The 13,890-nt window shown below is 62.2% G+C and carries 15 protein-coding genes and 1 pseudogene; 5 read left to right on the forward strand and 11 right to left on the reverse strand.

Going from position 1 to position 13,890, the window contains the following annotated elements; all coding sequences use genetic code 11:
* Window positions 1–5: 5 nt before the first annotated feature.
* The 3 genes from dsbG to dsbD are packed head-to-tail and all read right to left on the reverse strand — an operon-like array spanning window position 6 to window position 3,339.
* Window positions 6–767: a thiol:disulfide interchange protein DsbG gene (gene dsbG / locus FQ182_RS22055; RefSeq protein ID WP_149414697.1), complete on the reverse strand. Its 762-nt coding sequence runs from the start codon at window positions 765–767 to the stop codon at window positions 6–8.
* Window positions 743–1,609 carry a TlpA disulfide reductase family protein gene (locus FQ182_RS22060; protein ID WP_149414698.1) on the reverse strand — a complete coding sequence of 289 codons (867 nt, stop codon included), beginning with the start codon at window positions 1,607–1,609 and terminating at the stop codon, window positions 743–745. Before FQ182_RS22060 ends, dsbG begins: the two co-directional genes overlap by 25 nt.
* Window positions 1,609–3,339: a protein-disulfide reductase DsbD gene (dsbD, locus tag FQ182_RS22065; RefSeq protein ID WP_149414699.1), complete on the reverse strand. Its 1,731-nt coding sequence runs from the start codon at window positions 3,337–3,339 to the stop codon at window positions 1,609–1,611. Before dsbD ends, FQ182_RS22060 begins: the two co-directional genes overlap by 1 nt.
* 193 nt (window positions 3,340–3,532) lie before the next feature.
* Here dsbD and FQ182_RS22070 point away from each other — a divergent pair, with 193 nt between their 5' ends.
* The 5 genes and pseudogenes from FQ182_RS22070 (at window position 3,533) to FQ182_RS22090 (ending at window position 7,617) form a co-directional block, all read left to right on the forward strand.
* Window positions 3,533–4,213, forward strand: a complete 681-nt coding sequence (locus FQ182_RS22070) for a response regulator (RefSeq protein ID WP_149414700.1) — start codon at window positions 3,533–3,535, stop codon at window positions 4,211–4,213.
* Window positions 4,213–5,532, forward strand: coding sequence for an ATP-binding protein (locus tag FQ182_RS22075; RefSeq protein ID WP_149414701.1), 1,320 nt, complete (start codon window positions 4,213–4,215; stop codon window positions 5,530–5,532). Before FQ182_RS22070 ends, FQ182_RS22075 begins: the two co-directional genes overlap by 1 nt.
* Window positions 5,533–5,609: 77 nt before the next feature.
* Window positions 5,610–5,714: pseudogene (locus FQ182_RS30045) on the forward strand (N-acetylmuramoyl-L-alanine amidase); the annotation flags it as partial.
* Between the two features lie 184 nt (window positions 5,715–5,898).
* The gene (locus tag FQ182_RS22085) at window positions 5,899–7,311 is read left to right on the forward strand and encodes an aspartate aminotransferase family protein (RefSeq protein ID WP_149414702.1); all 1,413 of its coding nucleotides are present in this window, start codon (window positions 5,899–5,901) and stop codon (window positions 7,309–7,311) included.
* Between the two features lie 81 nt (window positions 7,312–7,392).
* Window positions 7,393–7,617 (forward strand): MbtH family protein, encoded by a 225-nt coding sequence (locus FQ182_RS22090; protein WP_149414703.1) that lies wholly within the window; start codon window positions 7,393–7,395, stop codon window positions 7,615–7,617.
* A gap of 57 nt (window positions 7,618–7,674) precedes the next feature.
* Here the strand turns inward: FQ182_RS22090 and FQ182_RS22095 are convergent, their stop codons facing one another.
* Genes FQ182_RS22095 through FQ182_RS22130 form a run of 8 tightly spaced genes read right to left on the reverse strand, consistent with a single transcriptional unit; the run spans window position 7,675 to window position 13,864 of the window.
* Window positions 7,675–8,634 carry a metal ABC transporter solute-binding protein, Zn/Mn family gene (locus FQ182_RS22095; RefSeq protein WP_149414704.1) on the reverse strand — a complete coding sequence of 320 codons (960 nt, stop codon included), beginning with the start codon at window positions 8,632–8,634 and terminating at the stop codon, window positions 7,675–7,677.
* Window positions 8,634–9,533, reverse strand: a complete 900-nt coding sequence (locus FQ182_RS22100) for a metal ABC transporter permease (protein WP_133098795.1) — start codon at window positions 9,531–9,533, stop codon at window positions 8,634–8,636. Before FQ182_RS22100 ends, FQ182_RS22095 begins: the two co-directional genes overlap by 1 nt.
* Window positions 9,530–10,276, reverse strand: a complete 747-nt coding sequence (locus FQ182_RS22105; protein WP_149414705.1) for a metal ABC transporter ATP-binding protein — start codon at window positions 10,274–10,276, stop codon at window positions 9,530–9,532. Before FQ182_RS22105 ends, FQ182_RS22100 begins: the two co-directional genes overlap by 4 nt.
* Window positions 10,273–11,193, reverse strand: coding sequence for a metal ABC transporter substrate-binding protein (locus FQ182_RS22110; protein ID WP_133098793.1), 921 nt, complete (start codon window positions 11,191–11,193; stop codon window positions 10,273–10,275). The genes FQ182_RS22105 and FQ182_RS22110 overlap by 4 nt, the downstream gene beginning before the upstream one ends.
* Window positions 11,194–11,227: 34 nt before the next feature.
* Window positions 11,228–11,803: a DUF6162 family protein gene (locus tag FQ182_RS22115; RefSeq protein ID WP_149414706.1), complete on the reverse strand. Its 576-nt coding sequence runs from the start codon at window positions 11,801–11,803 to the stop codon at window positions 11,228–11,230.
* Window positions 11,800–12,129 carry a hypothetical protein gene (locus FQ182_RS22120; RefSeq protein ID WP_133098791.1) on the reverse strand — a complete coding sequence of 110 codons (330 nt, stop codon included), beginning with the start codon at window positions 12,127–12,129 and terminating at the stop codon, window positions 11,800–11,802. Before FQ182_RS22120 ends, FQ182_RS22115 begins: the two co-directional genes overlap by 4 nt.
* The gene (locus FQ182_RS22125; protein ID WP_149414707.1) at window positions 12,126–12,665 is read right to left on the reverse strand and encodes a thiamine pyrophosphate-binding protein; all 540 of its coding nucleotides are present in this window, start codon (window positions 12,663–12,665) and stop codon (window positions 12,126–12,128) included. The genes FQ182_RS22120 and FQ182_RS22125 overlap by 4 nt, the downstream gene beginning before the upstream one ends.
* Complete coding sequence (locus FQ182_RS22130; RefSeq protein WP_149414708.1) at window positions 12,662–13,864, reverse strand: PepSY domain-containing protein; 1,203 nt, start codon at window positions 13,862–13,864, stop codon at window positions 12,662–12,664. Before FQ182_RS22130 ends, FQ182_RS22125 begins: the two co-directional genes overlap by 4 nt.
* Window positions 13,865–13,890: the final 26 nt, after the last annotated feature.

The raw sequence follows: 13,890 nt of genomic DNA on the forward strand, positions 1-13,890 counted from the left end.
TCAAGTTACTTCGTCCCCAGAATCTTCACCAACTTATCCGGCGACGGCGCCCCTTGCTGTTGCTGCAACTGGCCCTTGTCATCCAGATAGAAAATCGCCGGCGTCGCCGACAACTCCAACTCTTGCATCAATTGCATATTGGCATCGAGCTTGGCCTGGATCTCGGCAGGAATCTTGTCCAGCGCCTTGAGCTTGCTGCCTTTGCCGGCGGTTTCATGTTCTTGCAGGGCTTTTTGCGTGTCCTTGCTGGCCAGCAGCGCCGCCGACTTGCCCGGGCTGTCTTCGCGAATAATCCCGACCATAATGTGCCGCAACTGCACCTTGCCTGCCTTCACCCACGGCCGTGCCTGTTCCCAGAACATGTTGCAGTACGGGCAGTTGGGGTCGCTGAACAGGTAGACGGTGCGCGGGGCATCCTTGTTGCCGTCCTGGATCCAGCTGCTCTGTTCCATCTTGGCCCAGACTTCCTTGGCCATCGGTGCGTACACCAGCTTTTCCAGGGGCGCGGTGCTCAGGTCGTTGCCGCCTTCGTCATACAGGTTGCCGGCGATCACGTGTTTACCGTCGGCGGTGAGGTACAGCGCCATGCCACGGTTCTGGTATTGCGCGGCGTAGCCCTTGAGGCCGCTCGGCGCGTCGAAGCTGCCGACGATCTTGGCGCCCTTGGCTTCGATTTGCTTGATGGGCGCCGGCCACTCTTCGGCGTGGGCCAGGGTGGCGGCGAGGGTCAGGGGCAGCAGGGTCAGCAGGTGGCGGAAGCGGGGCATAGAGGTTTCCTTGTTGGGGCCGGCTTGGCGGAGGTGGCGTCGGTCTCAAAGTGTTCCATGGCGCGGGCCAGGCTGGCCTGGGACAGTTCGCCCAGGTGACTGTTGATCAGGCGTCCGTCGGGTTGATAAAACAGCGTGGTCGGCAAGGCCATGGAGCCTACGGCCTGGCCGAGGCGGCCACTGGCGTCGAACAGTACGTTGTCCAGGTTCAGGCCCTGGGTGGCCAGGTAGGTGATGACGCTTTGCATGCTTTCGGCCTGGTTGACGAACAGAAAGGTCACGTCAGGCCGTTGTTTCTGGGCGTTTTCCAGCACGGGCATTTCCCGTCGGCACGGCGGGCACCAGGTGGCCCAGAGGTTGATCACCAGTGGCCCGCCCTGATAGTCGGCCAGTTGCACGGTTTCACCATTGGCGTTGCGCAGGCTGATGTCCGGCAGGCGCGTGCCTTTTTCATAGATGTTCAGGGAGAAGCTGGTCAGCGCCCAGAATGCGAGCCCGGTGATCACCCCGGCGCTCAACGGTTTGCGCAGGGCCGGGCGACGCCAGCCCCACAGCAGCGCACCGAGCACCAGCACGATACCCCCCGGCCAGGCGAGAAAGCCGCCGTCGCGCAGGTCGATGATTTGCAGCGGGTCGTCACGGTAGTACGCCCAGTACATCAGCACAAAGCTGATGCGTGCGCTCAACATACCCAGCAGGAACAGGCTGAACAGTACCGATTCCGGGTTCTCGCCACCGCGCTTGGCCACACGCCAGCCCACCAGTGTGGCGAGGATCAGCGCACTGATCAGCAACAGATGGTTCAATGCGATGGCAAAGGTGCCGATGGTGAAGGTCAGCATCAGAGGGCGTCCCGGGTCTGGGTCCAGCGTTGCAGGAAGGTCTCGGCGTTCACTTCACCAGTGATGCGCTGGCTGCGGCGCTCCTCACCGTCGGGGGCGATCCAGACGAAGCTCGGTGGCCCCGGCACCTTGTAGCGCCCCAGCAGTTCGCGGCTGGCGGCGTTGTCGGCGGTGACGTCCAGGCGCAGCAGGCGCACGTCCTTGAGGGCGGTCAGCACTTCGGGTTTGCCGAATACCTGTTTTTCCATGATCTTGCACGACACGCACCAGTCGGCGTAGTAGTCCAGCAGCACCCATTGGCCCTGGGCCTTGGCGCTGTCCAGTTGGCTTTGCAGTGCGGTCGGGTTGTTGATTGTGGTGAAGGCGTCATGGGCCGTCGGTGCGCTGGCGCCCCGCGAACCGCTGTAGACCTTCAGTGGTTGCCACAGGTCATCGCTGCCTCCGGCCGCGCCCACCACCAACATGCCACCCCATAGCCCCAGCACCAGTGAGCCGGCGCCCAGGACCATGGAGACACGTCCGTAATCGCGGGCCAGCCGCCAGCCGCAGTAGGCCATGACCAGCGCCAGCACACCCCACAAACCAAGCCACAGGGTTTCACCTACCACCGGCCGGATCATCAGCACCGCCGTGGCGAGGAACAGGAAGCCGAAGATGCCCTTGAGCACGTTCATCCAGGTGCCGGGTTTGGGCAGGAAGCGATTGCCCACGGTCACCAGCAACAACAGCGGTATACCGATGCCGATGCCCATGGCAAACAGAATCAAGCCGCCGTGCAGGGCGTTGCCGCTCTGGGCGATATACAGCAGGGCGCCAGCCAGGGGCGCGGTCATGCACGGGCCCACCAGCAGGCCGGACAAGGCGCCCAGCACCCCGGCACCGATCAGGCTGCCGCCGTTTTGCTTACGGCTGGCGTTATCCAGGCGATCACGCAGGAACGCCGGCAATTGCAGCTCGAAGAAACCGAACATCGGTAGGGCCAGGATCACAAACAGCGCGGCGAAGCTGCCGAGGATCCACGGTGTTTGCAACAAGGCGGCCAGGTTGGCGCCCAACAGGGCGGCCAGCACGCCCAGCGCGGCATAGATCAGCGCCATGCACACCACGTAGCTGGTGGCCATGGCAAACCCGCGCCGCGGGCTGGCGCCGCTGCCGACTACCAGCCCGGCGAGGATCGGCAGCATCGGCAAGGAGCAGGGGGCGAAGGCCAGCAACAGGCCCAGGCCGAAGAACACCAGCAGGCTCCAGCCCAGGCTGCGTTGTTGCAGCCCGCTGGCCAGGCTCTGGTCCTGGGCTTCACTGGTGGCAGCGACGGCGGGGTTGCCGCCCAGGTCGACGGTGAGCGATTGCGGCGGGTAGCACAGGCCGGCATCGGCGCAGCCTTGCCAGCCGAGCTTGACCTGGCCGGTAGCGCCTGCCGGAATCTTCACTTCAAGGCCCTGGCGATAGACTTGCTGCTCACCGAAGAACTCGTCACTGTGGGATTCGCCTTCCGGCAACACCGGCTTTTCGGCCAGGCCGTCGAACTTCATGCGCTGCTGGTACAGGTAATAACCGTCGGCAATCTGCCAATACAACTGGGTTTCGCCGGAAGCCAGGCGTTCAGAGGTAAAGGTGAAGGCTTTGCCCACCGGGAGGAAATCGGGTTTGGTCTCGAAAGGATTGTTACCAGGTGCGGCCTGGGCGAATCCAGCGAACAATACCAGCAGGAAGATAAACAAATGCCGCATGGTCAAGCCTTAGTTCGATGCAAGAGGGCACACAATGTGTGGTGTTGATTAACCGATGATTAACCGATGATTAACCGATGATTAACCGGGGTTATTCTAAGGTGTACGGATTTTCTGATGCTGCCCTTATCAAGGGCATAATGCGCGCTTAATCCGCCGGTCTTCTAATCACTATTTTTGCAAAGGGCTCACCATGCATGTACTGGTCTGTGAAGACGATGAGCTGATCGCCAGTGGCATTGTTGCCGGCCTCAGCGCCCAGGGCCTGACGGTCGAGCGCGTCGGCACCGCCGCCGCTGCCCGGGCGATGCTCAAGGTGGCTGAATTTGACGTGATGGTACTCGACCTCGGCCTGCCGGATGAAGACGGCCTGAAACTGTTGCAGCAACTGCGTAGCCAGGGCCTGGAAATTCCGGTGTTGATCCTCACGGCGCGGGACTCGGTGACCAATCGCGTCGATGGCCTGCAGGCCGGTGCCGACGATTACCTGCTTAAGCCGTTCGACCTGCGCGAGCTTGCAGCACGCCTGCACACCTTGTTGCGACGGGTCGCCGGGCGCAGCGTCAACCTGATCGAACATGGCCGCCTGAGCTACAACCCCAGCAGCCGAGAAACCCTGCTCGGCGGCCAGCCGGTGGACCTGTCCCGCCGTGAGCAAGCGCTGTTGCAGGCCTTGCTGCAAAACCCTGGCCGGGTGCTGTCCAGCGAGCAGCTCAAAGACAGCGTCTACGGGCTTAATGATGAACTGGAAAGCAACGCCTTGAACGTGCATATCCACCACCTGCGGCGCAAATTGGGCAATGGCATCGTCGAGACCGTGCGCGGCCTGGGCTATCGCTTGGGCCCGGCTAATGGTGGAGAGGACGCTTCGTGATGAGCTTGCGCCTGCGGCTGACCTTCAAGCTGGGCGCCGCCTTTGTGCTGATCTGGGCCCTGGCAGCGGCCTGGATGCTCAACGACCTGCGCAACCAGATGATGTTCTCCCTGGATCAGCGGCTGGTGGCCTCGGCGCGCATGGTGGCGGGGTTGATGGAACAATTGCCGGAACTCGCGAGCAAGGGTGAGGGCACACATCTGAGCGCCGAGCAACTGAATGTTCCTGGCGGCATGGCGTGCCAGGTCAGTTCCTTGCGCGGGGAAATTCTGGCCCGCAGCCACACCACGCCTGATCAGGGCCTGGAGTCCCAGAAGAGCGGCTTTCGCGATCAGATGATTGACGGCACGGTCTGGCGCAGTTTCACCCTGGCTCGTGGAGATTTATTTATCACCACCGCCGACCGTCAAGTGGAGCGCGAAGCCTTGAACATGTCGATCCTGCTGGCGGCGTCGGTGCCCGTCGGCGTGGCGCTGCTGGGCTGCCTGTGCCTGTTGTGGCTGGGCATCGGCCAGAGTCTGCTGCCGCTCAACCGTATGCGCGACGCCTTGATGCGCCGCAGCGCCGATTCCCTGGAACCGTTGCAGATTCATCCGCTGCCCAGCGAGCTCAAACCTCTGCTCGACACCCAAAACCTGCTGTTGCAGCGCATCGCCAAGACCATCGAGCGCGAGCGGCGCCTGACCGGCGACGCCGCCCACGAACTGCGCAGCCCGCTGACGGCGATCAAGACCCACCTGCAAGTGGCGCGCATGACCGACGGTGCGGCCCGCGACCAGTCCCTGGCCCACGCCGAGGAGGGCGCCGACCGTCTGCACCACACCCTTGAGCAATTGCTGTTGCTGGCGCGTGTCGAGGGCAGCCTGTCATTTGACGACGGTTTGCAGTCGAGTGCCGAGCAAGTGGCGCGTCTGGCGATTCAGGACGCCAATGCCGGGGACAATCGGCGGATCGACCTGATCCTGCCGGACAATGTGTCCGAGGCCCCGGTGGAAATGCCGGTGGGCCTGGCCGTTGCCGCCTTGCGCAACTTGCTGGATAACGCCTTGCGCCATACGCCGGCAGATACGCGGGTGGAGCTGAGCGTATTTACCGCCGCCGACAGTGTGGTGTTCCGCGTGCGCGACCATGGAGCGCCGATTTCCAGTGAAGACTTGCAACACTTGACCCAACGCTTCTGGCGCAACGGCAACAGCGCCGGTTGTGGCCTGGGGCTGGCGATTGTGCAGGCTATCGTGCAGCGCTGCTCTTGCTCGCTGAAGTTCGACAGCCAGGCTGATGGCCTGCGCGTCGACCTGGGGATGCCGCTGCGGCGCTGACAGCTGCTTTTCAAAAAGCCACACACCAAAAATAGTTACCGCCATTTTCCGACCCCGTTCGGTTCTAGCGACATCCTCGGGCGTTCCAGATGCACTTTTGGCCCACCGATTATTGCGGGCGGATGGACACTGAAACCTGCGCGATTCTTTATGCGTTGAATGAAAAATACACGGGCAGTTGAGGAAAATTCTCACATTTCTGTAGGTGTCTAGTTCTTTAGCGGTGGGTTTTAACGCTGCGGGTGTAAATCCTCTCCTTGTTGATGCGTTTCCAGAACAGGAAATCCGTGCGCATGCCCTCCTGGGGCCTGGCGCTGACGGGTTGGCAGTTTGGTCACCATCATCAGCGTATTGAGGGGTCGAGAGATGTCAGTCGCTACCAGCCGTACTGAAGATTTGCAGGTGTGTGTCAGCCCACAGCCTGCGGAAATACTCTATCAGTTCGATGATTCACCGCTGTTGGCCCGCCAGCGCCAGCAGGAGTCCAACGCCCGCAGTTATCCTCGACGCATTCCCCTGGCCCTCAAGCGGGCGCGGGGGATTTATGTCGAAGACGTCGAAGGTCGTAGTTTCATCGACTGCCTGGCCGGTGCAGGCACCCTGGCGCTGGGTCACAACCATCCGGTGGTAATCGAGGCGATCCAGCAGGTGCTGATCGATGAATTGCCCTTGCACACCCTGGACCTGACCACGCCGGTCAAGGACCAGTTTGTCCAGGACCTGTTCGGGCTGCTGCCGGCGGAGTTGGCGCGGGAAGCGAAGATTCAATTCTGCGGCCCGACCGGCACCGATGCGGTGGAGGCCGCGCTGAAACTGGTACGCACGGCTACCGGCCGCAGCACGGTGTTGTCGTTCCAGGGCGGTTATCACGGCATGAGCCAGGGTGCGCTGAGCCTGATGGGTAGCCTGGGGCCGAAAAAGCCCCTCGGCGCCTTGCTGGCTAATGGTGTGCAGTTCTTGCCGTTTCCCTATGACTATCGCTGTCCGTTCGGTCTGGGCGGTGCGCAAGGGGTCAAGGTTAACCTGCACTATCTGGAAAACCTGCTCAATGACCCGGAAGCAGGCGTGTTGCTGCCAGCGGCGGTGATCGTCGAAGTGGTCCAGGGCGAAGGCGGCGTGATCCCGGCGGACCTTGACTGGCTGCGCGGCCTGCGGCGGATTACCGAACAGGCCGGTGTGGCCTTGATCGTCGATGAAATTCAGAGCGGTTTCGGTCGTACCGGCAAGATGTTTGCTTTCGAACATGCCGGCATTATTCCGGATGTGGTGGTGCTGTCCAAGGCCATCGGTGGCAGTTTGCCGCTGGCGGTGGTGGTCTATCGCGATTGGCTTGACACCTGGCTGCCGGGGGCCCACGCCGGGACCTTCCGCGGCAATCAGATGGCCATGGCCGCAGGTTCGGCGGTGATGCGCTACCTCAAGGAACACAGCATTCCTGATCACGCAGCGGCCATGGGCGAGCGCCTCGGTGAGCATCTGCGCATCCTGCAGTGCGACTTCCCTCACATGGGCGATATTCGCGGCCGTGGCCTGATGCTTGGCGTGGAACTGGTGGACCCGAACGACACGCCGGATACCCAGGGGCATCCGCCCGTTCATCGGCAATTGGCGCCGCTGGTGCAGCGTGAATGCCTCAAGCGCGGGTTGATCCTTGAGCTGGGTGGGCGCCATGGCAGCGTGGTGCGTTTCCTGCCGCCGCTGGTCATCACGGCCTCAGAAATCGACCGGGTGGCGGAGATTTTTGGCCGTGCCCTGAAGGCGGCGGTGGCCAGCCTCTAATTTTTCCAGGTGGCGGTACGTTTCTATTACATCAGTGTTGCGCGTGGTGCGCAGCCAGCCTTTCAGCGACGGAGAACAGCAATGACCTCAGTATTTGACCGCGAAGACATCCTCTTTCAGGTGGTGGTCAACCATGAAGAACAGTATTCCATCTGGCCTGACTACAAGGCTGTGCCACAGGGTTGGCGCACCGTGGGTAAAAGCGGAATGAAGAAAGAATGCCTGGCCTACATCGAAGAGGTGTGGACCGATATGCGTCCGCTGAGCTTGCGCCAAAAGATGGACAGCCAGGTGGTTGCTGGCTGAAATGATCATTCCCACGCAGAGCGTGGGAACGCTCTCAACTGTACTTGCGTATCAGGCTCAGGGTGCCAGCGCCTTGATCACCTGATCCATATTCCCTTCCAGCTCCGCCACCGGATCGGCACCGTCGGTGCTTAACACCAACAACTGTGAGCCACCGGCACTGATTGCCGCTTTCACCGCCTCTGCGGGCTGGCGATGATGCAGCACCAGCGCCACGTCGTTGTCTTTCAGGGTGGCACTCAACTGCTGTAGCGCCTCAGCCGTCCATTCGGTATCTGCCCGCACGTCGGTGCTGACCAATTCCAAATTCAACCCGCTGACCAGATAACCAAAATGATCGCTCAGGCTGACCACACTCAGGTTGTCGGCCTTGCCCAGTCGCGCCTCGCTTTCTGCGCTGAGCTTGAGCAGGCGTTGCTTGAGGCTGGCCAGGTTGCTGTCGATCTGCGCCTTGGCGTCCGGCGCCAGGCGGCCCAGGTCGGCGGCCATCACATCGGCCATGCGGCCCAGGTTGTTGCTGGCTTGCCACGGCTGGCTGTTCAGGCCATCGACAGAGCCCGGTTGCACGGCGATCCCCGGCAGACCGCCGTCCACCGGGCGCGCGGCGTCGACCTCGACGATGCGGATATTGCTGCGCCGGGCTACCGGATACAGCGGGTCATCCGGCCACAGCGAGCGCAGGCCGATGGCTGCGTCGGCGTCGAGGGCCAGGGTGTGCAGCGCCGGGGCGCCGCGACCGGTGAAGTAGGCGGTCTGGCGAGAGCCGGGCAGGTTCGCTGGCGCCGCTCGTTCAAGGGTCACGTGGGTGCCTTTGAGCAAGGCTTCGGCCAGGCCGTAGGTGATTGGCAATGCAGCCAGGACCTTCACCGGCTTTGTCGTTTTGGCCTTGTTGAGGGCGGCATGGCCAACCCCTTGGTTGGCGGCGATTTGCAGCGGTTTGAAGCCGTCGGCGGCCAACAGTGGGGTGCTGATCAAGTAAGCGATGGCCAAGGCCAGCGGGCGTAGAGCAAGGCGCATTATCCGAGATTCCCTTTCAGGCTGGGGACCGTGCCGCGCGCGATGGCGGCGAGGGCGAAGGCGATACCGGCGACCAGAATGATCGCAGCACCGGACGGGATGGGCAGGTCGAAGATGATCGGCAACAGAATCCCACATAGGGTACTGATCGTGGCAATCACCACCGAGATCCAGAAGAAGCCCTTGAGGGACTGGCTCAGCAAGCGCGCGGCGGCGGCCGGGATCACCAGCAGGGCGCCCACCAGGATCGCGCCGATCACCTTGACCGCAGCCACGGTGATTAGCGTCACCAGGATCACGAACAGGTAATCCAGGGTCTTCACCGCCACACCGCGCACAGCGGCCAGTTGCGGGTTGAAGCTGGCGAGCATGATGCGGTTGTACAGCGGCAGGGCCAGGGCCATCACCAGGGAGCCGACCACCGCCAGCACCAGCAGGTCATTACCGTTAACCGTCAGCACCGAACCAAACAGCACGTTTTCCAGAATATGCACATTGATCTTGCCCGCGAGAATCAGCAGCAGGCTCGCTCCCAGGGCCAGGGATACTGAAAGGAATACGCCGATCAACGTATCCGGCGCCAGCCCTGTGCGGTTGCGCAGGTAGTTGAGCAGGATGCCGAACAATAGGCAGTAGCCGAACAAGCTGCCATAAGGCCCGGTGTAGGGTTCCCCCAGCAGAATGCCCACGGCCACGCCGGTCAGCGCGGCATGGCCGACGGCTTCAGAAAAGAACGCAAAGCGCTTGACCACCACCAGGGTGCCCAAACCGCCCAGCACCGGGCCGATCAGCAGCCCGGCCAACAATGCGTTGACCACGAAGCCATAGGCCAGCGCTTCCGGCAGATACCCGGAAGACGCCCAGCCCTGGACCATCAGGCGAAAGGCTTCGTAGCTCATAGAGGTGTGCTCCGTGGGTGAGTGGAGAACAGCGTCAGCAGGCGATCCGGCGTCAGTGCCTCTTTGGGTGTTGCATCAAACAGCACACGGCGATTCAGCCCGGTAACCCGGTCTGCCAGGCGGCCGACGGCTTCCAGGTCGTGTTCGATCCACAGCACGGTGATCCCGGCCTGGCGCCAGACGCTCAGCAGGCGTTCAAACACCTGGATGCCGGCCTCGTCGAGGGCTGACATTGGCTCATCTAGTACCAGCAATTGCGGCGCCGGGATCAAGCCCTGGGCCAGCAGCACCCGCTGGCGTTCACCGCCGGACAGCGCACCCATGCGCCGTTTGCGTTTGTCCTGCATGCCGACCCGCTCCAGCGCCTCGCCAATCGCCCCGGCGTAATGTCGGGACAAGCCAAGGAAGGCCGGGCGGCGCTGGCACATGGCGGCCATGAAGTCGTCGACGGTCATCGGCAGGCCCCGGTCGAACTCCAGGGCCTGAGGCACATAGCCAATGGTGCCGGGCGCTTCGGGCCAGTGCAGGCTCAGTTGACCCTGGTGCGGGGTTTGCCCCAGCAGCGTCTTGATCAGTGAACTTTTGCCGCCGCCGTTGGGGCCGACCAGGGCGTGGATGCTGCCTGGCTGCACCTGGAAACTCACATCGTCGAGGATTATGGTGCGGCCGAGGGTCAGTGAGACCTTGTTGAAATCCAGGGTTGGGCCAACGCTTGCGACCTGCAGGTGTTCGACCGCCGTCATGCCCCTGCCTCCTGGATTGCCCGAACCACGGTATTGAGGTTGCCGGTCATTTCCACTTCATATTTTTCAGCGCTGTATTCGCCGTAGGAAATATGCGACAGCGGGTACAGCTTGACCCCGGATTCACGCTGGATGGTGTCGACGTAGCTGGAAGGGAAGTCCATTTCCGAGAAAATTACTTTTACGTCCAGTTCCCGCAGTTGGTCGATGGTCTTCTTCAACTGGCTCGGGCTTGGCTCGATACCGTGGGCCGGTTCAACCACAGCGGTGACTTCCAGGCCAAACTCGCGCAGCAGGTAGTCATAGGCGGCGTGCACCGTCGCTACGCGCAGGTCGGCGTTGGGGGCGCTGGTTAGCTTGGCCAGGGCGTCGGCGCGCATCTGGCGTAGGCGTTTACCGTAGGCACGGGCGTTTTGGGTGTAGGTCTTGGCATTGTCCGGGTCGAGCTTGCCCAGTTCCCGGGCGATGTTGTTGACCTGGGCAATGGATGCGCTGATGGACAGGAAGGTGTGCGGGTTGACCACCTTGCCTGCGCCACGGGCGGCATTGCCGGTGGCGGCCAGCAGCGGCACGTTGGCGTTGGCTTCGATCACCGGGATGTCCGGGCGCTCGCTGGTGGCGATCATGCGGTCGGCAAAGTCATCGTGGCCGACGCCGTTGAGCACGATCACGTCCAGGGTGCCGATGCGCTTGATGTCTTCGGCGCGAGGCTCGTAGGCGTGGGGGTTGAAGCCGGCTGGAATCAGCGGCACCACCTCGGCCTTGTCGCCGACGATGTTGGCCACGTAGCTGTAATAAGGGTGCAGGGTGATGCCGATGCGCAGGCGTTTGGTTTGCTCTGCACTGGCCAGCGGCGCGAGTAACACGGTAAACAGGCCTACCAGCAGCAGGCGTAGTAGTGGAGATGAAATAGACATGGGCAATCGTTCTTCTCTCGGATACAGCGTGAATTCAGTGGCGGTGCTGACGGGTGACGCCGGCATCGAATTGCGCAACCACCTGTTGCCAGCCAGCGTCGATCAACGCCTGGTCAGTGAGGTCGGTCGGTGCCGCAAGGTTGGCGCGGCGGTTGAGCCAGATATCCGGTTCGGCGCCGCTCACCCGCATCAGCAGCGAGCCGCTGGCCTCGGGCGTCTGGCTTAAACCCAGGTAGGCTGTAGGCTCCAGCAACTGCCAGCGGTGGTCGCCACGGCTTACCGAGCTGGCGTCCTGGGCGAAGGGTGCAAAGCCTTCTTCGCCCAGTTGTGTCGGGGTGGGCAGAGCGCTTTGCTCCTGCTGGAGCAAGTGGATTTCATCCAGGGTCACCCGCAGGTCGGCGTAGATACCTTGTTCGGCGGCGCTCAGGTCGCGGCGGGCGTCCAGTTGGTGGCTGTCCACGACATGGACTTCCTGGGTTTCGCCGTGCAACGCCACCACCGTGCCAGATACGGCCAGGATGATCAGGCACAACAGCAGGACGTAGAGGGTTTCGTGCCCGGCTCCGGCCGGGCGGACGATTTGCGTGCTTCCTTTGGTCACGGCAGTCATTGGCCTTGGATATCCGCTTGGTCGATCTCGACAACGTGGCCGGGGCCCGCGTCAAACAGCACGTAGAACTCGGCGGAAGGTTTCTTGAAGGTCAGGGTCGAGTCTTCACCCAGTTTGCCGGGCACCAGGATGGTTTCGTCGTAGCCGATCACATCCAGGGTCACGCCTGGCGCGCCGCTGCCGTCGGAAAAGCCGCCGGTGCATTGGATTTGCTCGCCGGGGATTTCCTTGCATTCGCACATCGGGTTGTGGGCCAGGGCGTAGGTGCTGAAGCCGGCACAGAGGATCAGCGCGGCGCAGGCACGGGTCAGGTGCATCAAAGTCATGGTTTAACTCCTTGCTTGTTCAGCCAGGCGACGGTGGCAGGCGAGGCCTGGCTCAAGGGAATGGAAGCCTGTTGCATGCTGCCGTCCCAGCCTTCCATGGTGATCCACAGTTCGGCGTCGGGCGGGGTACGTTCTGGAATAGGCAAGCCAGCGCCCATGCGGTATGGGGTGCCGAAGAAAATTACCCCGGCGGCCCGCAGGCTGCGCGGCTTGCCGATACGCAAGTAGGTGGCCTTGACCTGATCGCCGCAGGTGGCGCATAGGGCTGCGTTGAAGAACTTCATGGGGCCCGCCGGGTTCGGCGCCGGAGCTTCATTACGAAACTCGGCCAGCCTGATGCTCCAGGGGCCGACCTGAACTTCGCCGATTTCCCGTTGACCCAGGCCGCTGTCACCGCGAAACAGTGCGGCGTCGGCAAAGTACTTGGGCATGAAGCCCAGGGGCACCAGCAACAGCAGGATATTGATGTGAAAGCGCCATTTAAGCCAAAAGGCCCGCAGGGGCGAGGGCGGTTGAACGGTAGTGGCCTTGCTCATTGGTTGCCCTCCGGGGTTTCAGCCTGCATGGCGGGGATCTGCGTCGTTTGCCGGGTCGCTTTGGCACTGCGCTTGAGGGCGTGGAAGGTGGCCAGGGCCGTGCGCTTGCTCCAGATCAGCAGGCCGCTCAAGACCATCATGCTCAGCAACAGGCCGAAGAAGAACCAGATCAGCTTGATCCAGATCCCGCCAAAGTCACCGGTGTGCAACGGGCGCATGGATTCGGTGACGAACTCAAGGGCCGAGCGGTCGGACAGCAGGTGCGAGGCGGCGATTTCGCCACTGTAGGGGTTGATCTCCGCAGTCTGGAACATCAACGGGTACCAGCCCCTCCCGCCGATACGCAAATGGCTGTAGGCGTTGCTCGGCAGACTCACGAAGCTGGCCTCAAGCCCCGGAATACGCTGGGTGGCAATGTTGATTGCGTCGTCCAGGGGAATCATCGGCGAAGGCACGCCAGGGCTGGACATCGGTACCTTGTCCCGGGAAATCACCGGTACCACCGGCTGGCTGGAAATGGTGATCTGGTTGTCCCCCAGAATCGCCTGGATCATGAACCAGGTACCGGTGATGGAAATAACGGCGATAAACCAGATCGACCAGATGCCACTCAGCCGGTGGAAATCACCCCAGAAGATTCGCGCACCATGGTTGAAGCGCAGGGTTGGTTTGAAGAAGCCTTTCCAGAAGCGCTTGTAGACCACAAGGCCGGTGACCAGCGAGGCCAGCATTGGCAGCCCCAAAAACGACACAAGGTACCAGCCCCAGCTGAAGCCATTAGTGAACGGCACCAGCCACCAGCCGTGCAGGGCACGGGTGAATTGCTGGAAGTTGAACGCGGGGCTGATGCCCTGGATCACGCCGGTGTATGGATTGACGTACACCGATACGGAGCGGCCATCGGGGTAGCTGACGTCAACGTCCAGGGCGAAATGTGATTCGTCCGGGCGGCTCAGGGATTCGACAATGGCCTTGGGCTCAGCGCGTTTGATGGCGGTAATGACCTGGTCATAACTGAGGGGTTCGGCATCGTCCGACGGCTTGCTGGCCCGCATGTCCGGGTTGGCCAGCCAGACGATTTCCTGGCTGACCACCGCCAGGGTGCCGGTGACGCAGACGATCAGTACGAAGAACCAGATGGGCAATGCCAGCCAGCTGTGTACGAGAAACCAGAGTTTGGAGCGCGACTTTTTCAACATGTTAATGGGGGGTCTTGATCGGAGGG

This window comes from Pseudomonas sp. ANT_H4 (assembly GCF_008369295.1).
In the GTDB taxonomy this organism is placed as follows: domain Bacteria; phylum Pseudomonadota; class Gammaproteobacteria; order Pseudomonadales; family Pseudomonadaceae; genus Aquipseudomonas.

Bases quoted from the DNA above. Each gene is read 5' to 3' on its own strand.
- FQ182_RS22120 (WP_133098791.1), bottom strand. From the start codon at position 12,129: ATGACTTTGATGCACCTGACCCGTGCCTGCGCCGCGCTGATCCTCTGT.
- FQ182_RS22085 (WP_149414702.1), top strand. From the start codon at position 5,899: ATGTCAGTCGCTACCAGCCGTACTGAAGATTTGCAGGTGTGTGTCAGC.
- FQ182_RS22095 (WP_149414704.1), bottom strand. From the start codon at position 8,634: ATGCGCCTTGCTCTACGCCCGCTGGCCTTGGCCATCGCTTACTTGATC.
- FQ182_RS22090 (WP_149414703.1), top strand. From the start codon at position 7,393: ATGACCTCAGTATTTGACCGCGAAGACATCCTCTTTCAGGTGGTGGTC.
- FQ182_RS22100 (WP_133098795.1), bottom strand. From the start codon at position 9,533: ATGAGCTACGAAGCCTTTCGCCTGATGGTCCAGGGCTGGGCGTCTTCC.
- FQ182_RS22070 (WP_149414700.1), top strand. From the start codon at position 3,533: ATGCATGTACTGGTCTGTGAAGACGATGAGCTGATCGCCAGTGGCATT.
- dsbG (WP_149414697.1), bottom strand. From the start codon at position 767: ATGCCCCGCTTCCGCCACCTGCTGACCCTGCTGCCCCTGACCCTCGCC.
- FQ182_RS22130 (WP_149414708.1), bottom strand. From the start codon at position 13,864: ATGTTGAAAAAGTCGCGCTCCAAACTCTGGTTTCTCGTACACAGCTGG.
- dsbD (WP_149414699.1), bottom strand. From the start codon at position 3,339: ATGCGGCATTTGTTTATCTTCCTGCTGGTATTGTTCGCTGGATTCGCC.
- FQ182_RS22105 (WP_149414705.1), bottom strand. From the start codon at position 10,276: ATGACGGCGGTCGAACACCTGCAGGTCGCAAGCGTTGGCCCAACCCTG.
- FQ182_RS22075 (WP_149414701.1), top strand. From the start codon at position 4,213: ATGAGCTTGCGCCTGCGGCTGACCTTCAAGCTGGGCGCCGCCTTTGTG.
- FQ182_RS22060 (WP_149414698.1), bottom strand. From the start codon at position 1,609: ATGCTGACCTTCACCATCGGCACCTTTGCCATCGCATTGAACCATCTG.
- FQ182_RS22115 (WP_149414706.1), bottom strand. From the start codon at position 11,803: ATGACTGCCGTGACCAAAGGAAGCACGCAAATCGTCCGCCCGGCCGGA.
- FQ182_RS22125 (WP_149414707.1), bottom strand. From the start codon at position 12,665: ATGAGCAAGGCCACTACCGTTCAACCGCCCTCGCCCCTGCGGGCCTTT.
- FQ182_RS22110 (WP_133098793.1), bottom strand. From the start codon at position 11,193: ATGTCTATTTCATCTCCACTACTACGCCTGCTGCTGGTAGGCCTGTTT.